The sequence below is a fragment of the Winogradskyella sp. 3972H.M.0a.05 genome (assembly GCF_040493455.1).
In the GTDB taxonomy this organism is placed as follows: Bacteria; Bacteroidota; Bacteroidia; order Flavobacteriales; family Flavobacteriaceae; genus Microcosmobacter.
The window spans coordinates 22,127-40,855 of record NZ_JANFDA010000006.1 but is presented as its reverse complement, the minus strand read 5'-3'; the positions used below and the strand labels follow the sequence as shown (position 1 = coordinate 40,855).

The window sequence follows — 18,729 nt, the reverse complement described above, 5'->3', positions numbered from 1 at the left end:
TTATGAAGAATATATATATAATAGGAGTTGGATTAATAGGCGGAAGCTTTGCTTTAGACATCAAGAAGCATTTTCCAGAAAAAGTGATTCACGGGATTGATCAGAATTCAGATCATCTAGATGAAGCTTTACAGCGAAACATCATTGATCATAAGACAGATTATTCGGATTTAGGAAATGCAGACCTAGTGATTATTGCAATTCCTGTAGATGCCACTGTGGAGTTACTTCCGAAGATATTAGACGAGGTAAGGGATGATGCTTTGGTTGTTGATGTTGGTTCAACGAAGGAAGATATCTGTCTGAAAGTAAAACAACATCCCAAGCGACGCAATTTCTTAGCAACCCACCCAATCGCTGGAACAGAATTTTCTGGACCTTCGGCAGCATTCAATGGCCTATATGAAGGTAAGACCAATATTATTTGTGAAGTTGAAGAAACCGCTTTCAAGCTTCAAGAGCAAGCCTTGAATCTGTTTTCAACTATAGGCATGCGAATTCGATATATGAATCCAAAAGCCCATGATAAGCATATCGCTTATGTATCACATTTATCGCACATTAGTTCCTTTATGCTAGGAAAAACTGTGATTGAAAAAGAAAAGAATGAACGCGACATCTTCGATATGGCTGGCAGTGGTTTTGAAAGTACTGTGCGTTTGGCAAAAAGTTCGCCTGATATGTGGACACCAATTTTTAGGCAAAATAAAACCAATGTCATTGAGACATTAGAAGAATATATCGAAAACCTCAAAGCGTTTAAAGCACTTATGGAATCAGGAGATTTTGATGGTGTTTACGACGAAATGAAAGCAATTAATCATATTAGAGACATATTGGAAGGTATTATAAAAGTTTAAAAGAAGAGATTACTCAAATACTATGGAAAACAAGAAAGAATTAAGAACATGGTTAGACAATTTTGGGTTGGAGCACCCATTAGTTATCGCGGGGCCATGTAGTGCAGAAACAGAAGAGCAAGTTTTAAATATAGCACATCAACTAAAAGACAGTGATGCTACAGTGCTTAGAGCAGGTATCTGGAAACCTAGAACCAGACCAGGCAATTTTGAAGGTGTAGGCGCTTTGGGTCTTAAGTGGCTTCAAAAAGCAAAGCAAGAAACGGGTATGTTGATTACTACTGAAGTAGCTAATGCCAATCATGTAGATTTAGCATTACAACACGATGTCGATATTCTTTGGATTGGTGCGCGTACAACAGTAAGCCCATTTATTGTGCAGGAAATTGCGGATGCTTTAGAAGGTACTGATAAACCTGTACTGATTAAAAACCCAGTTAACCCAGATTTAGCATTATGGCTAGGTGCAGTAGAACGTTTTTATACAGCTGACATCAAAAACTTGGGTGTTATTCATAGAGGGTTTTCAACCTATGAGAAAACCCGTTACAGAAACAATCCAGAATGGCAATTAGCGATTGATCTTCAAAATAGATTTCCAGACTTACCATTAATTTTGGACCCTTCTCATATTGCTGGTAGGAGAGATATCATTTTCGACTTGTGTCAAACAGCATTAGACCTTAATTATGACGGATTTATGGTAGAGACACACCATAATCCAGACAAAGCGTGGAGTGATGCTAAGCAACAAATCACACCAGATACGTTGATACAAATGACAAAAGATCTTCGTATTAGAAAAGAAGTTGGAGAAGCAGCAGAATTCAAGAACAAGATTAATACACTAAGAACTCAAATCGATGTGGTTGACCATCAGCTTATAGAAATGCTTGGAAAACGTATGAAAGTTGCTGATGAAATCGGATCGCTTAAAAAGGCGCACAATGTTGCAGTACTGCAAACAAAACGTTGGAATGAGATTTTGGGCAAGATGATATTACAAGGCGAAGAGAAGAACTTGAGTGAGGAATTTATCTTGAGAGTGTTTAAAGCCATTCACCAGGAATCGATCAATCACCAAGAGAAGATTATCAACGATTAACGACTTCTTGCTATAATATGGCGTTGTTTTGTATATTATTTACATCTTTGTAACTAATGACAGGAACCGTCTACAAATCAACAGGAAGCTGGTATATCGTTAGGACACCAAACGGTAAAACTTATGAGTGCAGGATTAAGGGCAAATTCCGAATCAAAGGAATAAAAAGCACTAATCCCATTGCAGTAGGCGATCAGGTTACTTTTGAGCTCGAATCTAAGAATGATCAGGTTACAGGAATTATTAACCAAATTCATGAGCGGCGCAATTATATAGTGCGTAAGTCGGTAAATCTGTCTAAGCAAACGCACATTATTGCAGCCAACATAGATCAGGTATTCCTGTTGGTGACTATAGATAATCCACCAACATTTCCAAGTTTTATAGATCGATTTTTGGTTACCGCAGAAGCGTATTCTATTAAAGCTGTATTGTTGTTCAATAAAGAAGATACCTATAACGAGGATACGATGTTTGAAGTAAAGTATCTGTCGAGTTTGTATAAGAAGATAGGATACGATTGTATAGAGATTTCAGCAAAAACAGGCAAAAATATCGATAAGGTAAAAGAGATGATGTCTGGTAAGGTATCAATGTTTTCTGGGCATTCTGGAGTTGGAAAATCTACTTTAGTCAATAAAATAGAACCTCAGTTAGATCTTAAAACTAAGGAGATTTCTGAGCAACATAAGCAAGGTCAGCACACCACAACTTTTGCCGAAATGTTCGACTTAAGTTTTGATGCCAAAATCATAGACACGCCAGGAATTAAAGGTTTTGGTGTTGTAGATATGGACCAGGAAGAAGTTGGAGATTATTTTCCAGAGTTTTTCAGATTAAAACAAGACTGTAAGTTCAATAATTGTTTACACTTAAAAGAACCCAAATGTGCTGTAAAAGAGGCTTTGGAAAATGATGAGATTGCCTATTCTCGCTACAGAAGTTATATTCAGATTTTAGAAGGAGAAGATGAGCATTACAGAACAGATAATTATGATAATGACTAAGGCATGAAGGTAGTAATACAAAGAGTAAAACATGCTTCAGTAACGATCAATAACGAAGTTGTAGCCAAAATAAACCAAGGACTTTTGGTATTGCTAGGCATCATAGATGATGATGCACAAGAGGATATCAACTGGCTAAGCAATAAGATTGTAAACCTACGTGTCTTTAATGATGATAACGGCGTTATGAATAACTCTATATTAAACAACAATGGAGATATTATAGTCGTGAGCCAATTTACACTTCATGCCAGTACAAAAAAAGGAAATAGACCTAGCTATATTAAGGCAGCAAAACCAGATGTAGCAATTCCTTTATATGAGGCATTTGTGAAACAAATGGAAACAGATTTAGGAAAATCCATTCAAACAGGTGAGTTTGGCGCAGATATGAAAGTGGATTTATTGAATGATGGCCCAGTAACCATAATTATTGACTCCAAAAACAAAGAATAGAATTCTTTACTATTTTTTAAAAGATAGTATTTTGAATTATTATAGATTTGTCTTGCAACCGATTAAACAATGAAAAAATCCTATATAACCTACACATTACTACTGTTTTTTTGTTTTAGTTTTTCACAAACTACTGATTATTCAAGCCTAGCCATAGATGAAAGCCTTACTGAAGATGCTAATGCTGTAATTAGGGAGTCTAGAACTACCATTACGATAAGTGCTTACAACAAAATGGTCAAGGATATTACAAGAGTCGTTACGGTTTTAAATTCTAAAGGTGAGCGCTACATTGATGCAGCAGAACTTTATAATGACACACGTAAAATCAAAAAGCTAGAAGTAAAGATTTTTGACAAGAACGGTAAGCAAATAAAACGTATTAAGAAAAATGATTTTAGAGATGTAAGTGCCGTAGATGGAGGTACGATGTACTCAGACAATCGAGTAAAATATTTAGAATATACAGCAGTTTCTTATCCATATACAGTAGAGTATACCAGTCAGGTTGAGTATTCGATGACCGCATTTATTACAGGGTGGTTACCACTTGAAGGATATGAAGTAAGTACAGAACATTCCAAGTATGAAATCATAAACACGTCTGGAATTAATTTAGCAAGTAAGCAAACTAATTTTGAAGGCTTCAATATTAATCAGGAGTCTGATTGGGTGTTTGTTGCAGAAAACCTAAAAGCAATAAAGCGAGAAGTATACAGTCCAGATTTTAGAAGCATTGTACCTTACATGAAGGTAGCTCTAGAAGAGTTTGATATGAAAGGATTAAAGGGATCCAACAAAGATTGGAATGATTTCGGAAAATGGATGAATGACAAATTGATTAGTAATACCAGAAATCTTCCACAAGAAGTTATTGATGAGGTCAGAGTCTTAGTCAGCGATGCAGATTCTGATCTCGAAAAAGCGAAAAGAGTATATCAATACGTACAAGACAAAACCCGATACATCAGTGTACAAGTAGGTATAGGAGGATGGAAACCAATTATTGCCGAAGATGTAGATAGATTGGGTTATGGTGATTGTAAAGGACTTTCAAATTACACCAAAGCCTTATTAGAAGCTGTCGATGTTCCAGCATACTATACTGTAATTTATGGAGGGAGATCAATTAGAAATATGGATAAAGAATTTTCGGTAACAGAAGGTAACCATGTCATTTTAGCGGTACCACATGAAGAAGATTATATATGGTTAGAATGTACCAGCCAAACAACACCGTTTGGTTATATAGCGAACTTTACCGATGATAGAGATGCCTTGTTAATCACACCAGAAGGAGGTAAAATTATTCACACCAAGACATACGAAGCTTCAGATAATCTAAAACACACCACGGCAGAAATTGAGCTTTCCGACTCAGGTGATATTACAGGGCATGTTAATATAAATACTGAAGGTACACGCTATTATTTCCATTCTTCAATTGAAAGAAAGACACCATCCGATCAGAAATTAGTTTATAAAGAAGATTACTGGGAAGACATCAACCGTTTAGAAATTGAAAACATCAAACTATCTAATGACAAAGACGAGATTCGTTTTTCAGAAGAAATAGAAATTAGCGCAAGTAATTACGCTAAGAATTCTGGAGGAAGATTTTTGTTTTCTCCTAATTTTTTCAATAAGCTCAGTTATATACCTCCAAGAGATAAAAACAGGATTTACGATATTAAAATAGATAGAGGTATAACAGATAAAGATTACTACACTTTAAAAATCCCGGAAAACACTACTGTCGAAGCAATTCCAAAACCTGTTGAAATTTCAAACGAGTTTGGAAGTTACAAATACGAAGTTGCTCAAGAAAAAGACAATATAATTACTGTAAAGCGAGAACTGACACTGAACAAAGGATTGTTTGATGCAGCTAGTTATAATGACTTCAGAAGTTTTAGAAAAGCAATAGCCAAAGCAGATAAATCAAAAATCGTATTAAAAGTAAATTAACCAATACATGAGAACATTTTTTACCCTAGCTCTACTATTAATCGCTACCAGTATCCATTCACAAAACTTTAAGTTTGGAAAAGTCTCTAAGCAAGAGTTAGAATCTCAAGCATCGGAGATAAATCCGAACGCCGATGCTGAAATTCTATATAAAAGCGAAAGGATTTATTATAGATTCGATAAGCAAGAAGGGTTTACACAAGTAAGAGAAGTGCAGATGAGGGTTAAGATATATAATAAAGAAGGCTTAGATAGAGCGAATTATTCCGTAAGATTATATAATGAAAGCACTACCAAAAGGACAAAGTTATTTGGAATAAAAGGATATACATATAACCTTAACAATGGTAAGGTAGAAAAAACTAAACTCAAGAATGAAGGTATATTTGACGAAGAAGTAAATGAATATTGGAAAAAAGCCTCATTTGCATTGCCTAATGTCAAAGAAGGCTCAGTTGTGGAGTTAAAATACGAAATGGAGTCGCCATTTATCGGCGTAATAGATGATATCTATTTACAAGACCTTGTCCCAATCAAAAAACTAGATATTAGAGTAAGAATCCCTGAGTTTTTTAATTTCAAAAAGACCATAAACCCAAAAGCAGCATTCTATCCAAATTTTGTAGACTCAACAGTAGATAGAAAAGAAACAATCACAAATGCAAATAGGTCAGATGGATATGTAACACAAACATCTTTTAGTTCATCAGACTTCGAGTTTAAGGAAAATATTACTGACATTAACTTAGAAAATATTCCTCCATTAAAGCAAGAAAATTTCGTTGACAACCTCAATAACTATATAGCCAAAATGGTTTGGGAGTACACTTTTTATAAAAGTCCAAGAGGCCAGATTACCGACTATTCTTCAAACTGGGATAAGATTGCAAAAACCATTTACAGAAGTGAAGGTTTTGGAGGTGAGTTAGCAAAAGCATCGTATTATGAAAGCGAATTAGATGCCGCTTTATCGGGGATTAGTGATCCTATGCAAAGAGCAGCAACAGTATTTCTTTTTGTAAAATCGAAGGTAAAATGGAATGGTTACATAGGTAAATTTGTAAACGATGGTGTGAAAAAAGCCTATAAAGAAGGCAGTGGAAACGTAGCAGAAATCAATTTAATGCTAACATCAATGTTAAGGCATGCTGGCTTAAACGCCAACCCAGTTTTGGTAAGTACTAAAGCTAACGGAATTCCTATTACTGCTACTCTAGACGGGTTTAACTATGTAGTATCTGTAATCGAAATCCCGAATGGAACCATTTTACTAGATGCAACAGACCCTTATTGCATCCCTAATTTGTTACCAGAAAGAGCAATGAATTGGCGTGGTAGACTAATAAGAAAAAATGGTAGTTCTACATGGATTTCTCTGCAACAAAGCTCACCTTCAGTAGAAACTAAGTCTATTAATTACAAAATCAATCCAGATCTTTCTGTAGAAGGTAAAATAAGAGATCATTGTACGCTCCATTATGCTCAGAATATGAGAAAGAGAGAGCTAAAATTAACAACAGAAGAAAAGATAGAGAAGCTCGAAGACAGAGACATAGAATTGGTAGTTGAAAACCTCGAAGTTCAAAACGAAAAAGAAGTTACAAAGCCTTACGTAAAGAAGTTCGACTTTTCTTCGGAAGAACTCATTGAAGAGATTGGAGACAAATTGTACGTTTCACCATTGCTGTTTTATACCATAGAAGAAACGCCATTTAAAGAAGAAACCCGAGATTACCCAATAGACTTTGTACATCCTTTTTCTCAAAACTATATGGTAAACATAATGTTGCCAGAAGGATATGAAGTAGAATCATTACCAGAAAGTGTATCCTATAAACTTTCAGAAGACAATATCAGTGATTATAAATATACAATAATGCAGAATGGCAATTATATTCAATTGCGCATAGGGTTTAATTTCAATTACTCTTTTGTTCCTGCAAACGACTATACAGCATTCAGACAATATTTTAATGCTTATATTGAAAAGATATCAGAAAAGATCGTACTAAAAAGAATATAAAGTGGATATAAAAAACGCCCAAAAGATTGTTGACGACTGGATTCAAAACCATGGCGTGAGATATTTTAACGAGCTCACTAACATGGCACAACTTACAGAAGAAGTAGGAGAGGTAGCACGTATTATTGCCAGGCGTTATGGGGAGCAAAGCGAAAAAGAAAGTGATAAGGATAAAGATCTAGGAGAAGAATTAGCAGATGTGGTTTTTGTAGTGCTATGTCTTGCCAATCAAACAGGGATTGACTTGCAAGCCGCTTTCGATAAAAAGATGGACAAGAAGACCAAGCGCGACCATGACAGACACCATAATAATGAAAAGCTAAAGTAAACGCGACTATTAGATTTTATGCAAAAACATCTTCATAAATCTTCAGTTTTAAATAATCAAACTATAAGTATTACGGGTTCAAAGAGTGAGTCCAATAGAGCTTTATTGTTACAAGCCCTTTATCCTGCAATACAGATTGAAAACCTATCCAATTCTGATGATACACAACTAATGCAAGCTGCTTTTAAGAATCAAAGCGGTCTAGTTGATATTCACCATGCAGGGACAGCAATGCGTTTTCTGACAGCTTACTTTGCTACACGTAGTGAAAGTGATGTGATATTGACAGGTTCTTCAAGGATGAAAGAGCGACCAATTAAGATACTAGTTGAAGCACTTCGATCTCTTGGGTCAGAGATATCATATTTAGAAACAGAAGGCTGTCCTCCACTCAAAATAAAAGGTAAATCCATAACCGAAAAGGAAGTAGAATTAAAGGCAGATGTAAGTAGCCAATATATATCAGCATTATTGCTTATTGCACCTTCGCTAAATAATGGATTGAAGCTGACTTTAAAAGGAAAGATTACTTCAGTACCATATATCAAAATGACATTGGCTTTATTGAATGAAATTGGAGTCAAAACAAATTTTGAAGAGAATGTAATCGAGGTTGAGCCTTTTAATGAAGTACAAATAGAAACAGATACGCTTGTCATTGAATCCGATTGGTCTTCGGTATCTTACTTTTATAGCATTGTAGCTCTAAGTAAAGTTGGGACTAAGCTGCAATTATCATCATACAAAAAAGACTCATTACAAGGAGATTCAGTTCTGGCAGAGATATATAAAGAATTTGGAGTTGAGACGACGTTTATTGATAACGCCATCATATTAAATAAAATTGAAGACGTTAACGACGATACCATAATCAATCTAGATTTATCTAACGCTCCAGATATTGCGCAAACTATAGCTGTTACTGCCTTTGGACACGGCATAGGATGTGATCTCACAGGGCTTCACACATTGAAGATAAAAGAAACAGATCGATTAGTGGCTTTAAAAACTGAATTAGAGAAACTAGGTGCTAAAGTTCATATTACAGATGATTCCCTTCAGTTATTCGCTTCAAAAAAAATAAAAGAGGATATTGCTATTGACACTTATAAGGACCATAGAATGGCGATGGCTTTTGCTCCTTTGGCACTTAGAGTCCCAATAACCATCAATGAACATGATGTTGTTTCCAAATCTTACCCCGATTTTTGGACAGACTTAGAAAAAATAGGCATTAAGTCTAAAGAATAATTCATTAAATACTTGACAAGGCCTACTTCGAGATTGTATATTTGCAGCTTGAAAAAAATTAATAGATGAAACTATCACACTTCAATTTTGACCTTCCAGAAGAATTATTAGCGGAACATCCTGCAGAAAACAGAGATGAAGCAAGATTAATGGTGCTCAATAGAGAGCAACAAACTATTGAACACAAACAGTTCAAAGACCTTATCGATTATTTTGATGAAGGTGATGTAATGATCTTGAATAACACAAAAGTGTTTCCAGCTAGATTATATGGAAATAAAGAAAAAACTGGAGCAAGGATAGAAGTATTTTTATTAAGAGAATTAAATGAAGAACAGAGATTATGGGATGTGTTGGTTGATCCTGCTAGAAAAATAAGAATAGGAAATAAACTCTATTTTGGAGATGACGATTCGTTAGTTGCTGAGGTTATAGATAACACAACCTCTAGAGGTAGAACATTACGCTTCCTATACGATGGATCATACAAAGAGTTTAGAAATAAACTTAATGAGCTTGGAGAAACTCCGCTTCCAAAATATATCAAAAGAGAAGTAGAACCTCAGGACGAAGAGCGGTACCAAACAATTTTTGCAAAGAACGAAGGTGCTGTAGCTGCTCCGACAGCAGGATTGCACTTTTCTAAACACCTACTGAAAAGATTAGAAATTAAAGGAATAGAAAAGGCAGAAGTAACATTACATGTTGGTCTTGGAACATTCAATCCAGTAGAAGTAGAAGATTTATCGAAGCACAAAATGGATAGTGAAGAAGTTACTATCGACGAAAAAGCTACAGATATAGTAAATAATGCTATTGCTAATAAGAAACGTGTCTGTGCTATTGGCACAACATCTATGAGAGCGATAGAAAGTTCGGTGTCTTCAGAAGGAACTCTAAATGAATTCTACGGATGGACAAATAAGTTCATTTTTCCACCTTACGATTTTAGCATAGCTAATAGTATGGTTACCAATTTCCATACACCAAAATCTACGCTATTAATGATGGTTTCTGCATTTGCTGGTCACGATTTTATCAAGCGTGCTTATGAAGAAGCAGTAAAAGAAAAATATAGATTCTATACTTATGGAGATGCAATGTTGATCATCTAACATAAGATTAATAAAATAAGGAAAGCCTTGATTTAATCAAGGCTTTTTATTTTTGTAACAGTGAAAGCAGAAAAAAGAGACATAAGAGCATTTACAAAACAGCAGCTTCGAGATTTTTTTGAGAGTCAAGGAGATAAGGCTTTTAGAGGAAATCAGGTTTACGAATGGTTATGGCAGAAATCTGCACATAGCTTTGAGGACATGACCAATATCTCTAAAGCTACAAGGCAAATGTTGGAAGACAACTTTGTAATTAATCATATCAAAGTTGATCAGATGCAGCGAAGTAGTGATGGGACCATAAAAAATGCTGTACGACTTCATGATGGGTTAACAGTTGAGTCTGTTCTTATTCCTACACCTACCAGAACAACTGCCTGTGTGTCTTCTCAGGTTGGATGCAGTTTAGATTGCAGGTTCTGTGCTACAGCGAGGCTTAAACGAATGCGAAACCTCAATCCAGATGAAATCTATGATCAGGTGGTTGCGATCGATAATGAAAGCAGATTGTATCACGATAGACCATTGAGTAATATTGTCTTCATGGGAATGGGAGAACCATTAATGAATTATAACAATGTACTCAAAGCCATAGATAAAATTACGTCTCCCGAAGGATTGGGAATGTCACCAAAGCGGATTACAGTATCAACATCTGGCGTCCCAAAGATGATTAAAAAAATGGCTGATGAAAACGTAAAGTTTAAACTTGCAGTGTCTTTACATTCAGCTATAGATGAGGTAAGGACATCCATTATGCCTTTTAATGCGACATTTCCTTTGAAAGATTTAAGAGAGGCCTTGGAATATTGGTATGCAAAAACTAAGAATCGAATTACCTATGAGTATGTTGTGTGGGAAGGTATCAATGATACTAAGAAAGACGTGGATGCCTTAATTAAATTTTGCAAGTTTGCGCCAAGCAAAGTAAACCTTATAGAGTATAATCCTATCGATGATGGTGAGTTTCAACAAGCAAGTTCTAAGGCCATAGATATGTATACATCTATACTAGAAGCCAATAATATAACGGTTACCATAAGGCGATCTAGAGGAAAAGATATTGATGCAGCATGTGGTCAATTGGCCAATAAAACACAATAAAAAAAGCGGCTCTTAAGCCGCTTTTTTTTTATTGTATAATTGAATGTTTATTGCTTAACAAACTTTATGGTTTGAGAACCACCTTCAATACTTACTTTAGCTAAATAAACACCATCAGTAAGAGAAGATAAGTTTACAGTTTCTTCATTAGAAGAAAGTGTGTTTGATAACACATTTTGTCCTAGAATACTGTAAATTTCTATACCTGTCAAAGGAAGATTAGAAGATTCTAAAGATAATGACTCAGTGTTTTTATCATAATTGTGCTTAAACACATTTGCCTCAAATTCAGGAATACTTAATGTCTCATTAACACTAATACTGAATAGAGTGAAAATACCACTAGTAGCCATTGGCGTAGTAGTGTGAATAGCAAAATAGAACGTACCATCTGCCGTAGGCGTATATGTCGCACTATCAGTATATGCATTTGGTAAAAGATCTGCTACACCAGCTCCACTTTGAGTAATCCCAGAATAACTACCTATAACACTTTGCGTACCAGCTGTAGATGAAGGAGCATCTAAAACAACAATTTCAAATGACTCATCAGCAGCTACAGGGTTATCGAAAGCATTGTATACTACAGTAATTTCATACTCAGCATTTGCAACACCATTAAATGCAGGTGTAAATAACCAATCGTCTTTAGTTACAGTTGGGTTTGGAGGAAATACTAATCCAACAGGATCATTTACAGTATCACCATCAAAATCATTTCCGTTATTATAACCCCAAGAAGTCCCGTCTGTATTGGCATCTTCTATAGTATAGCAACCAACAAAAGTATTGAAATCTGCAAAGTTATAAGTGTAAGGGCTAGTTGTGCTGCAATCTACAGGAGTTTCTGTCAATTCAAAATCAAAACCAGCTGCACTCCAACGGTCATCCCAAGCAATGTAATAAGTAGTTCCCATCTGTACAGGGAATGTAACATCAGATAAATAGTTGCCTGCTGCAATATCATCATTGCCAGCAAAACAAGTTAAAGCGGCACAACTACCTGTGTAAATATGAACTCTGGTATCTCCTCCTGCATTTTGAGGTAAATCAGTTGTTACATTGGTAATACCGTCTATAGTAGCTGTGTAAACAAACCACTCTCCAGCTGTTCTTGGATCTGGGTCTGCCGCATTCGCTGCACATTCTGGAACCGGAACTTCAGTACCATCTACAGCTGCGACTGTAGTAGTTCCTGCAGTTACTACTGTTGCAGTAGCACAGGTGTCTTGTGCATAATTAAAATTAAAGGCTACAAAAGCCAAGATTAATAGAGTAATTTTTTTCATAAAAATTGATTTGAAAATTAGATTAATAGATTTAAAGTTAAAAATAAAATGATTGACAAGGGCTAATTTAGGTTATTTTAACGTTTTTCATAAGGTTATTGTGAGACCAAAACCTTATTCTAACAGAAACCTAAATTGTCTACCATTAGGAATAAAAAAGCGGCTAGATGCCGCCTTTTTTATGACTTTCAAACTAGATTTATTGCTTCAGAAACTTAACGGATTTAGAACCATTTTCAGTTTCTATTCTAGCTAAATAAACGCCGTTAGTTAATTGTTGTAAATCAATAGATTCAGACGTTTGGTTTAGTGTGTTACTAATTACCTTTTGTCCAAGTATATTATAAATCTCAACATTCTGTAATGGGCTAGAAGCGTCTAACTCTAGAGATTTAGTGGTTTTGTTATAGAAATAACTAAATGCGTTATTTTCAAAACTTTCAACTGACAAATCTTCATCATTAGTTCTAAAGTTGTCTATATGAGCAAAACCAGCAAAATTATCATGAGCAAACTGCACTTGCTCAATAGATCCAGATGTTGCTAATGTACCAGAGTAAATAGAAACATCGTCGATGAAAAACTCTACAGCATCATTTGTTATTTCTATTCTAACATTAAACCAGGTTAGCGGAGTCCAATCTTGCATGGTATCCACTAGCTGTACAGCATCACCTTCAGTTACTAAGACTGTGATATTACCTTCAAAAGTAAATCGAATGTAAGTTCTAAAAACGGCTTCAGTAGTATTTACTAAACCAAATATATAATCTGAAGTATTTGCAGAATCAAATGTGTCTATAAACATATCAGCAGAAAAAGTAGCAGAAGCATTAGGTATTTCAGCTGCATATGTATAGAATGCACCTACAACAGGATTGGATTGACCAGAGAATGCACCATCTTGATCAATTTTTAGAGAAAACGAACCATCAGAGGATTGTTCGTTAGATACATCCTGATTAGCAACAAAACAACCAGGTCCACAACCAGTGACAGACCAATTATTTTGAGTGTTAATATCTCCAAGAGAATAACTTTCTGCAGACTCAAAGGAGATAGTTTCTTGCCCTAAGGCGAAAAAAGTAGTTAATAAGCTAACTACCAATAGCGTAATTTTTTTCATAAACAAGATTTTTTAGATTAATTAACAACAAGTAAAGCTACTAAAATACAGTTAGTTATTGTATGTATTGTGTGTTATTTCCTTCAAAATACAGATTATGTAGGTGAACGGCACTATTTTTTTTAAGTTTGCTAGACTTATGATTTTAATTCTATTTTATTGAAAATTGTAGAGCAAATAAAGCAGCCTATAGCTTTTGAGATGGATCTTTTTGAGCAAAAGTTCCAATTATCTATGTCTAGTAAAGTAGCATTGCTCAATCGTATCACTCATTATATCGTCAACAGAAAAGGAAAGCAAATGCGACCAATGTTTGTGTTTTTGGTGGCAAAAATGCTCAATAATGGTACTGTGAGTGAGAGAACCTATCGAGGTGCTTCAGTAATAGAATTAATACACACAGCTACTTTAGTTCATGATGATGTCGTAGATGATAGCAATAGGCGACGCGGATTTTTCTCCATTAATGCACTTTGGAAAAACAAAATTGCAGTCCTCATTGGTGATTATCTCTTATCCAAAGGACTCTTACTCTCTATTGATAATAATGATTTTGATCTGTTAAAAATTATCTCAGTGGCAGTAAGAGAAATGAGTGAAGGCGAATTACTCCAAATTGAAAAGGCAAGACAGTTGGACATTACTGAACCTGTCTATTATGAAATTATTCGTCAGAAAACGGCAACCTTAATAGCAGCTTGTTGTAGTTTGGGAGCAGCATCTGTAAAACCTGCCAGTAACGAAGTAGAAACAATGCGTAAGTTCGGTGAGCTTATTGGTATGGCTTTTCAAATTAAAGATGATTTATTTGACTATGGAGAAGAAAAAATAGGCAAGCCAACAGGAATAGACATCAAAGAACAGAAAATGACATTACCACTAATCCATGTTCTTAATAAATGCTCTCAAAAAGAAAAAAAGTGGCTCATCAATTCTATCAAGAATCATAATAAAGACAAAAAGCGCGTAAAGGAAGTCATAGCCTTTGTAAAGAAAAATGGAGGTTTGGAATATGCCATCGAAAAAATGAATGCTTATAAAAACGAAGCATTACAGTTAATTTCTGGCTACGAAGACTCACAGTACAAGGCTTCTTTAGAGCTCATGGTTAATTATGTAATAGATAGGAAAAAATAATTTTTTACCTCAGGCAACCCTTTGCACAATATTTGCGTCTTTATAAATAGAAGACTAAATGAACCCTCTTTTGAAAGTTATTCAACTGCATAACAACGAAGCTCAGCTTATAAAAAAAGCGATTAAAAACAATCGCGAAGCACAGCATATAATATATGAGCTCCATGCACCAAAAATGCTAAGCGTCTGTAGATATTATATCAAAGACTTACAACAAGCAGAGGAAGCAATGCTCAATGGGTTTTTTAAAGTTTTCAAGAGTTTGAAATCATTCAAAGCAGACGGAAGTTTTGAAGGTTGGATAAGACGAATAATGATTAGAGAATCTATCTCATTCATCAGGAAACAAAAAAATATAGAATTTTCTGTAGAAGAGATTGAAGTCAACGAAGATTCTTCTAATAATATTAAATCTGAAATGGAAGTGGCGCAAATACAAGAGGTTATAGATCAGCTTCCAGAAGGTTATAGAATGGTATTCGTAATGTATGCTATTGAAGGCTATAAGCATTATGAAATTGCAGAGATGCTCAACATCTCTGAAGGGACTTCAAAGTCTCAATTATTTAAAGCAAGACAATTGCTACAACAAAGAATTAAAGAATTAAATACAACGAGTTATGGCACCAATTAAGTTTGAGGAGAACATGAAAGAAAAGCTCGAAAAGCGAACTATACAGCCATCTAGTGAAGCTTGGTCAAAACTAGCAGGTCGATTGGATGAACAAGAATCATCGAGTAAAAGATTTGGCTATTGGTGGATAGGAATAGCGGCAAGTGTAGCGATACTCATTTTTAGTGGCGTTATGTTCATTAACAATGAAGAAGGAACTATTACTCCTGAAATTGTAGATACTACCGAAGATACTAACGATACAATAGAGGAAGCTATCGTTTTAGAAGATGTAGAGAAGAATGACGTTGAAGATGAAATCACTATACCTGAAGAGAAAAAAGATGCTGTTAAACCAGATAATATTCTGAAGCAACCAAAGGCAAAACAAAAAGCAAATCAGGTCATTAAAACACCAAAGAAAGAGCTTGTAGCATTCAATGATACCAAGAAAGAAACTGAACAAGAGGAAAGTGTTGTTGCTCTAAATAAGGCAGAGTTAAGTTTTGAAGAGCAAAAAGTAAAAGATGTCATTGCTCAAATTACAACACTAAATGACAATGGAACGAAAGCTACAGATCGCGAAATAGATTCGCTGCTCAATTTGGCACAAAAAGAATTATTAAGTAACAAGATATTTAATGAGAGTTCTAAAACCGTAGATGCAGACGCATTGCTTCAAGACGTTGAAGGCGAATTAGAACAATCCTTTAGGGCTAAGGTTTTTGACGCCTTAAAAAATAGTTACGATTCGGTCAAAACTGCAGTCGCCGAGCGTAATAATTAAGTTAGGTTAAATGATGACTCCGAGAGCCTCGGTCATCAAAAACAATAGCATTAGGTCACTGAAGCTCTCGGAGTGACCGATTCAACATCAATTAAAAACAACAATTATGAACACTATTACTAAATATGTAGTGCTGCTAATCCTATGTCTTAGCGCAACACAATTAGAAGCACAAGAAGTCTCAAAAGATAGTACCGAAACAAAAAACTATTACAAGATTCAATCTTTGAAAGAGCTTAAAGAAACGATCAAAAAAGAAGAACGAGAGTTCCTTAAGACAGAGATTGAATCCGTTAATGAGCGCTTAGAAAGAGGGGAGTTAACACAAGCAGAAGCCGACAAGCTAAAAAAGGAATTAGCAAAAAAACGCGCTTTAAATATTGAGAATAGATTGGCAATTATAGATAATAAAATTGCTTTATTAGAACGTAATGAAGAAGACTACAAAGATGATAATGTTGAAGTTACCCAGATAGGAGTTAGCATAGGAAAATTCACAGGGTTTAGCATCCGATCTAAGAACAAACCTCGAAAATATGATAGAAGAACAACAAGCGATTTAGTATTTGCCATAGGACTCAACAACTCCATAATAGAAGGAAAAGGGCTAAGTGATACACCTTACAAAATTGGAGGTTCAGGTTTTGTTGAACTGGGTTGGGCTTGGAAGTATAGATTATTAAAAGAATCTAATGCACTTCGCCTTAAGTATGGATTCTCATTTCAATGGAATAAACTAAACCCAAAAGACGATCAGTATTTTGTTCAAAATGGAGACATGACAACTTTGGAAACCTTTCCAACAGATCTTAGGAAATCCGAGTTTAGAGTGACTAATCTTGTATTCCCTGTTCACTTGGAGTTTGGGCCTTCACGTAAAATAGAGCGTAAGACTTACTTTAGATACAGCACGTATAAGAAATTCAAAGTAGGTATTGGAGGATATGCAGGATTCAGAATAGGCACACAGCAGAAGCTAAAGTTCAAAGAAGATGGAGATAGAGTAAAGCAAAAGATACGTCGCAATTACAACACGTCAGATTTTGTCTATGGACTTAGTGGATATGTTGGAGTAGGCAATACAAGTTTGTATCTTAAATACGACCTCAACACAATATTCAAAGACCAATCTGTAGATCAAAATAATGTGTCACTTGGTATACGTTTTGATTTCGATTAACCAGTCGGGCAATTATGAAAAGCCTTGAGTATGTTTATGCTTGAGGCTTTTTTATAGCCCTACATTAGATATCGCTTCAGAATCTAGACTATAACCATAGCATCTCCAAAAACTTGTGCCAAGACCATTGTATTTCCAGGCAACCTGTCCTTGAGGTGTTACTTCCCATAAACCAAAATCACCTTCAGCAATCAAGGTATTTCCTCCAGGTAAACGTACAGCTCCAGAAATTCTACCAAAGAATAGATCAGGATCAGTAAAACTCCATACAATAGCAGGCTCATTATTAGCATTGGCTGTCAAACTAAGTGGCTCAGGTAAATCCAATTCATAAACAGTAGATTGTTCAACGTCATTGCCATTATTGTAGACTAAAATATTTCCTGCTCCAGGCTCATTGCCTTCTAATAAATTAGGGAAATGATTGTTATAGAAAAGGCGCGTACCAACATTATCATAAGCTTCAGGATTACCAAACCTGTAGACTAAGTCGCCACCTTTGTTAAAGTTACCACCAGAACTTGTTGCAGCTTCTTCCGTAGTCGTACTATGATCTATAACCCAAACTTCACTATAGCCATTTATACTAAAGTAAATAAGATCGTTGATGGGATCGTAATCAATACCATTGGCATGCATAATGTCTCCATTTTCAACAATATTGTAGTTAATATCAATTAGCTGAGGATTATCACTAACATCACCAAAATTATTGGCTGTTGGGAACATGTCCTGAACTATATGATCCATGCTGTGCCATTGCCAAACAATTTCATTATTACTTGGGTTTATTTCTAAGAGAACTTCAGGAAAAATATCAACAGTACTATTTACACCTTCACCAGCAGCAGCAATCGAACCTATTCTTTCCCAAGCAATAAAAAGTACATTTCCATTAGGAAGCATTTCTACATCATGGTGCGCTAATTCATTAGCATTAGAGTAAGTGTATTCCCATTCCGTATTGCCATCACTATCTAAGATTTTTAATAAGCCACCAAAACCACCAAAACTAAAATCAGGACCTTCAGCTTTAAACATACCAATAAGGCGGCCATCATCCATTAACTCAAGGTCATTACCTAATCTACTGTCAAAATTCCATTCCTTTACCCTGTTTCCAGCTTTATCGAGTAGGTAAGATACTTCGCCACCATTTTCTATAGCCAAAACCAAATTGTTTTCTACGAGACTGGCATTATACACATCTATATTTTCAGTTAAATCTGGTGTAGGTGGAGGAGAAGTTGTGTCGTCATCGGACTGACATCCAGAAAATAGTAGTATCATTAATACTGCGAGGTAGGTATATCTATATCTCATCATTGCTTTTTTTGTAAATATAATTAAAGGAAGTAATTATTAATAAAAAATCAACTG

The 18,729-nt window shown here is 35.3% G+C and carries 17 protein-coding genes; 14 read left to right on the top strand and 3 right to left on the bottom strand.

From position 1 onward, the window contains the following. The first annotated feature begins 2 nt into the window (after positions 1-2). From NCE97_RS12420 to rlmN, 10 genes are all read left to right on the top strand, one after another. The gene (locus NCE97_RS12420; RefSeq protein WP_353779594.1) at positions 3-860 is read left to right on the top strand and encodes a prephenate dehydrogenase; all 858 of its coding nucleotides are present in this window, start codon (positions 3-5) and stop codon (positions 858-860) included. A gap of 22 nt (positions 861-882) precedes the next feature. Beyond that, positions 883-1,965, top strand: coding sequence for a chorismate mutase (locus tag NCE97_RS12415; protein ID WP_353779593.1), 1,083 nt, complete (start codon positions 883-885; stop codon positions 1,963-1,965). Positions 1,966-2,021: 56 nt separating this feature from the next. Beyond that, a complete protein-coding gene (gene rsgA / locus NCE97_RS12410) occupies positions 2,022-2,972 on the top strand; it encodes a ribosome small subunit-dependent GTPase A (RefSeq protein WP_353779592.1) in 951 nt (316 codons plus the stop codon). A gap of 3 nt (positions 2,973-2,975) precedes the next feature. Beyond that, positions 2,976-3,428 carry a D-aminoacyl-tRNA deacylase gene (dtd, locus tag NCE97_RS12405; protein WP_353779591.1) on the top strand — a complete coding sequence of 151 codons (453 nt, stop codon included), beginning with the start codon at positions 2,976-2,978 and terminating at the stop codon, positions 3,426-3,428. A gap of 69 nt (positions 3,429-3,497) precedes the next feature. After that, positions 3,498-5,396, top strand: a complete 1,899-nt coding sequence (locus tag NCE97_RS12400) for a DUF3858 domain-containing protein (protein ID WP_353779590.1) — start codon at positions 3,498-3,500, stop codon at positions 5,394-5,396. Positions 5,397-5,403: 7 nt separating this feature from the next. After that, positions 5,404-7,419, top strand: coding sequence for a DUF3857 domain-containing protein (locus NCE97_RS12395; protein ID WP_353779589.1), 2,016 nt, complete (start codon positions 5,404-5,406; stop codon positions 7,417-7,419). Position 7,420: 1 nt separating this feature from the next. Beyond that, positions 7,421-7,747, top strand: a complete 327-nt coding sequence (locus tag NCE97_RS12390; protein ID WP_353779588.1) for a nucleotide pyrophosphohydrolase — start codon at positions 7,421-7,423, stop codon at positions 7,745-7,747. Positions 7,748-7,765: 18 nt separating this feature from the next. Continuing rightward, complete coding sequence (locus NCE97_RS12385) at positions 7,766-8,998, top strand: 3-phosphoshikimate 1-carboxyvinyltransferase (RefSeq protein ID WP_353779587.1); 1,233 nt, start codon at positions 7,766-7,768, stop codon at positions 8,996-8,998. A 65-nt stretch (positions 8,999-9,063) separates the two neighbouring features. After that, positions 9,064-10,113 (top strand): tRNA preQ1(34) S-adenosylmethionine ribosyltransferase-isomerase QueA, encoded by a 1,050-nt coding sequence (gene queA / locus NCE97_RS12380; RefSeq protein ID WP_353779586.1) that lies wholly within the window; start codon positions 9,064-9,066, stop codon positions 10,111-10,113. 60 nt (positions 10,114-10,173) lie between these two features. Continuing rightward, on the top strand, positions 10,174-11,217 hold the full coding sequence (gene rlmN / locus NCE97_RS12375; RefSeq protein ID WP_353779585.1) for a dual-specificity RNA methyltransferase RlmN: 1,044 nt from the start codon (positions 10,174-10,176) through the stop codon (positions 11,215-11,217). A gap of 47 nt (positions 11,218-11,264) precedes the next feature. Here rlmN and NCE97_RS12370 read toward each other — a convergent pair whose 3' ends face one another. After that, positions 11,265-12,506: a T9SS type A sorting domain-containing protein gene (locus NCE97_RS12370; protein ID WP_353779584.1), complete on the bottom strand. Its 1,242-nt coding sequence runs from the start codon at positions 12,504-12,506 to the stop codon at positions 11,265-11,267. Positions 12,507-12,705: 199 nt separating this feature from the next. Then, the gene (locus tag NCE97_RS12365; RefSeq protein WP_353779583.1) at positions 12,706-13,632 is read right to left on the bottom strand and encodes a T9SS type A sorting domain-containing protein; all 927 of its coding nucleotides are present in this window, start codon (positions 13,630-13,632) and stop codon (positions 12,706-12,708) included. 159 nt (positions 13,633-13,791) lie between these two features. Here NCE97_RS12365 and NCE97_RS12360 point away from each other — a divergent pair, with 159 nt between their 5' ends. From NCE97_RS12360 to NCE97_RS12345, 4 genes are all read left to right on the top strand, one after another. After that, positions 13,792-14,769 carry a polyprenyl synthetase family protein gene (locus tag NCE97_RS12360; RefSeq protein ID WP_353779582.1) on the top strand — a complete coding sequence of 326 codons (978 nt, stop codon included), beginning with the start codon at positions 13,792-13,794 and terminating at the stop codon, positions 14,767-14,769. 70 nt (positions 14,770-14,839) lie between these two features. Further along, on the top strand, positions 14,840-15,403 hold the full coding sequence (locus tag NCE97_RS12355; RefSeq protein ID WP_353779581.1) for an RNA polymerase sigma factor: 564 nt from the start codon (positions 14,840-14,842) through the stop codon (positions 15,401-15,403). After that, entirely contained in the window at positions 15,390-16,169 is a 780-nt protein-coding gene (locus tag NCE97_RS12350; protein ID WP_353779580.1) for a hypothetical protein, read from the top strand. Before NCE97_RS12355 ends, NCE97_RS12350 begins: the two co-directional genes overlap by 14 nt. 106 nt (positions 16,170-16,275) lie before the next feature. Further along, the gene (locus NCE97_RS12345) at positions 16,276-17,349 is read left to right on the top strand and encodes a coiled-coil domain-containing protein (RefSeq protein ID WP_353779579.1); all 1,074 of its coding nucleotides are present in this window, start codon (positions 16,276-16,278) and stop codon (positions 17,347-17,349) included. A 51-nt stretch (positions 17,350-17,400) separates the two neighbouring features. Here NCE97_RS12345 and NCE97_RS12340 read toward each other — a convergent pair whose 3' ends face one another. Then, positions 17,401-18,675, bottom strand: coding sequence for an aryl-sulfate sulfotransferase (locus tag NCE97_RS12340; protein WP_353779578.1), 1,275 nt, complete (start codon positions 18,673-18,675; stop codon positions 17,401-17,403). Positions 18,676-18,729 lie beyond the last annotated feature (54 nt).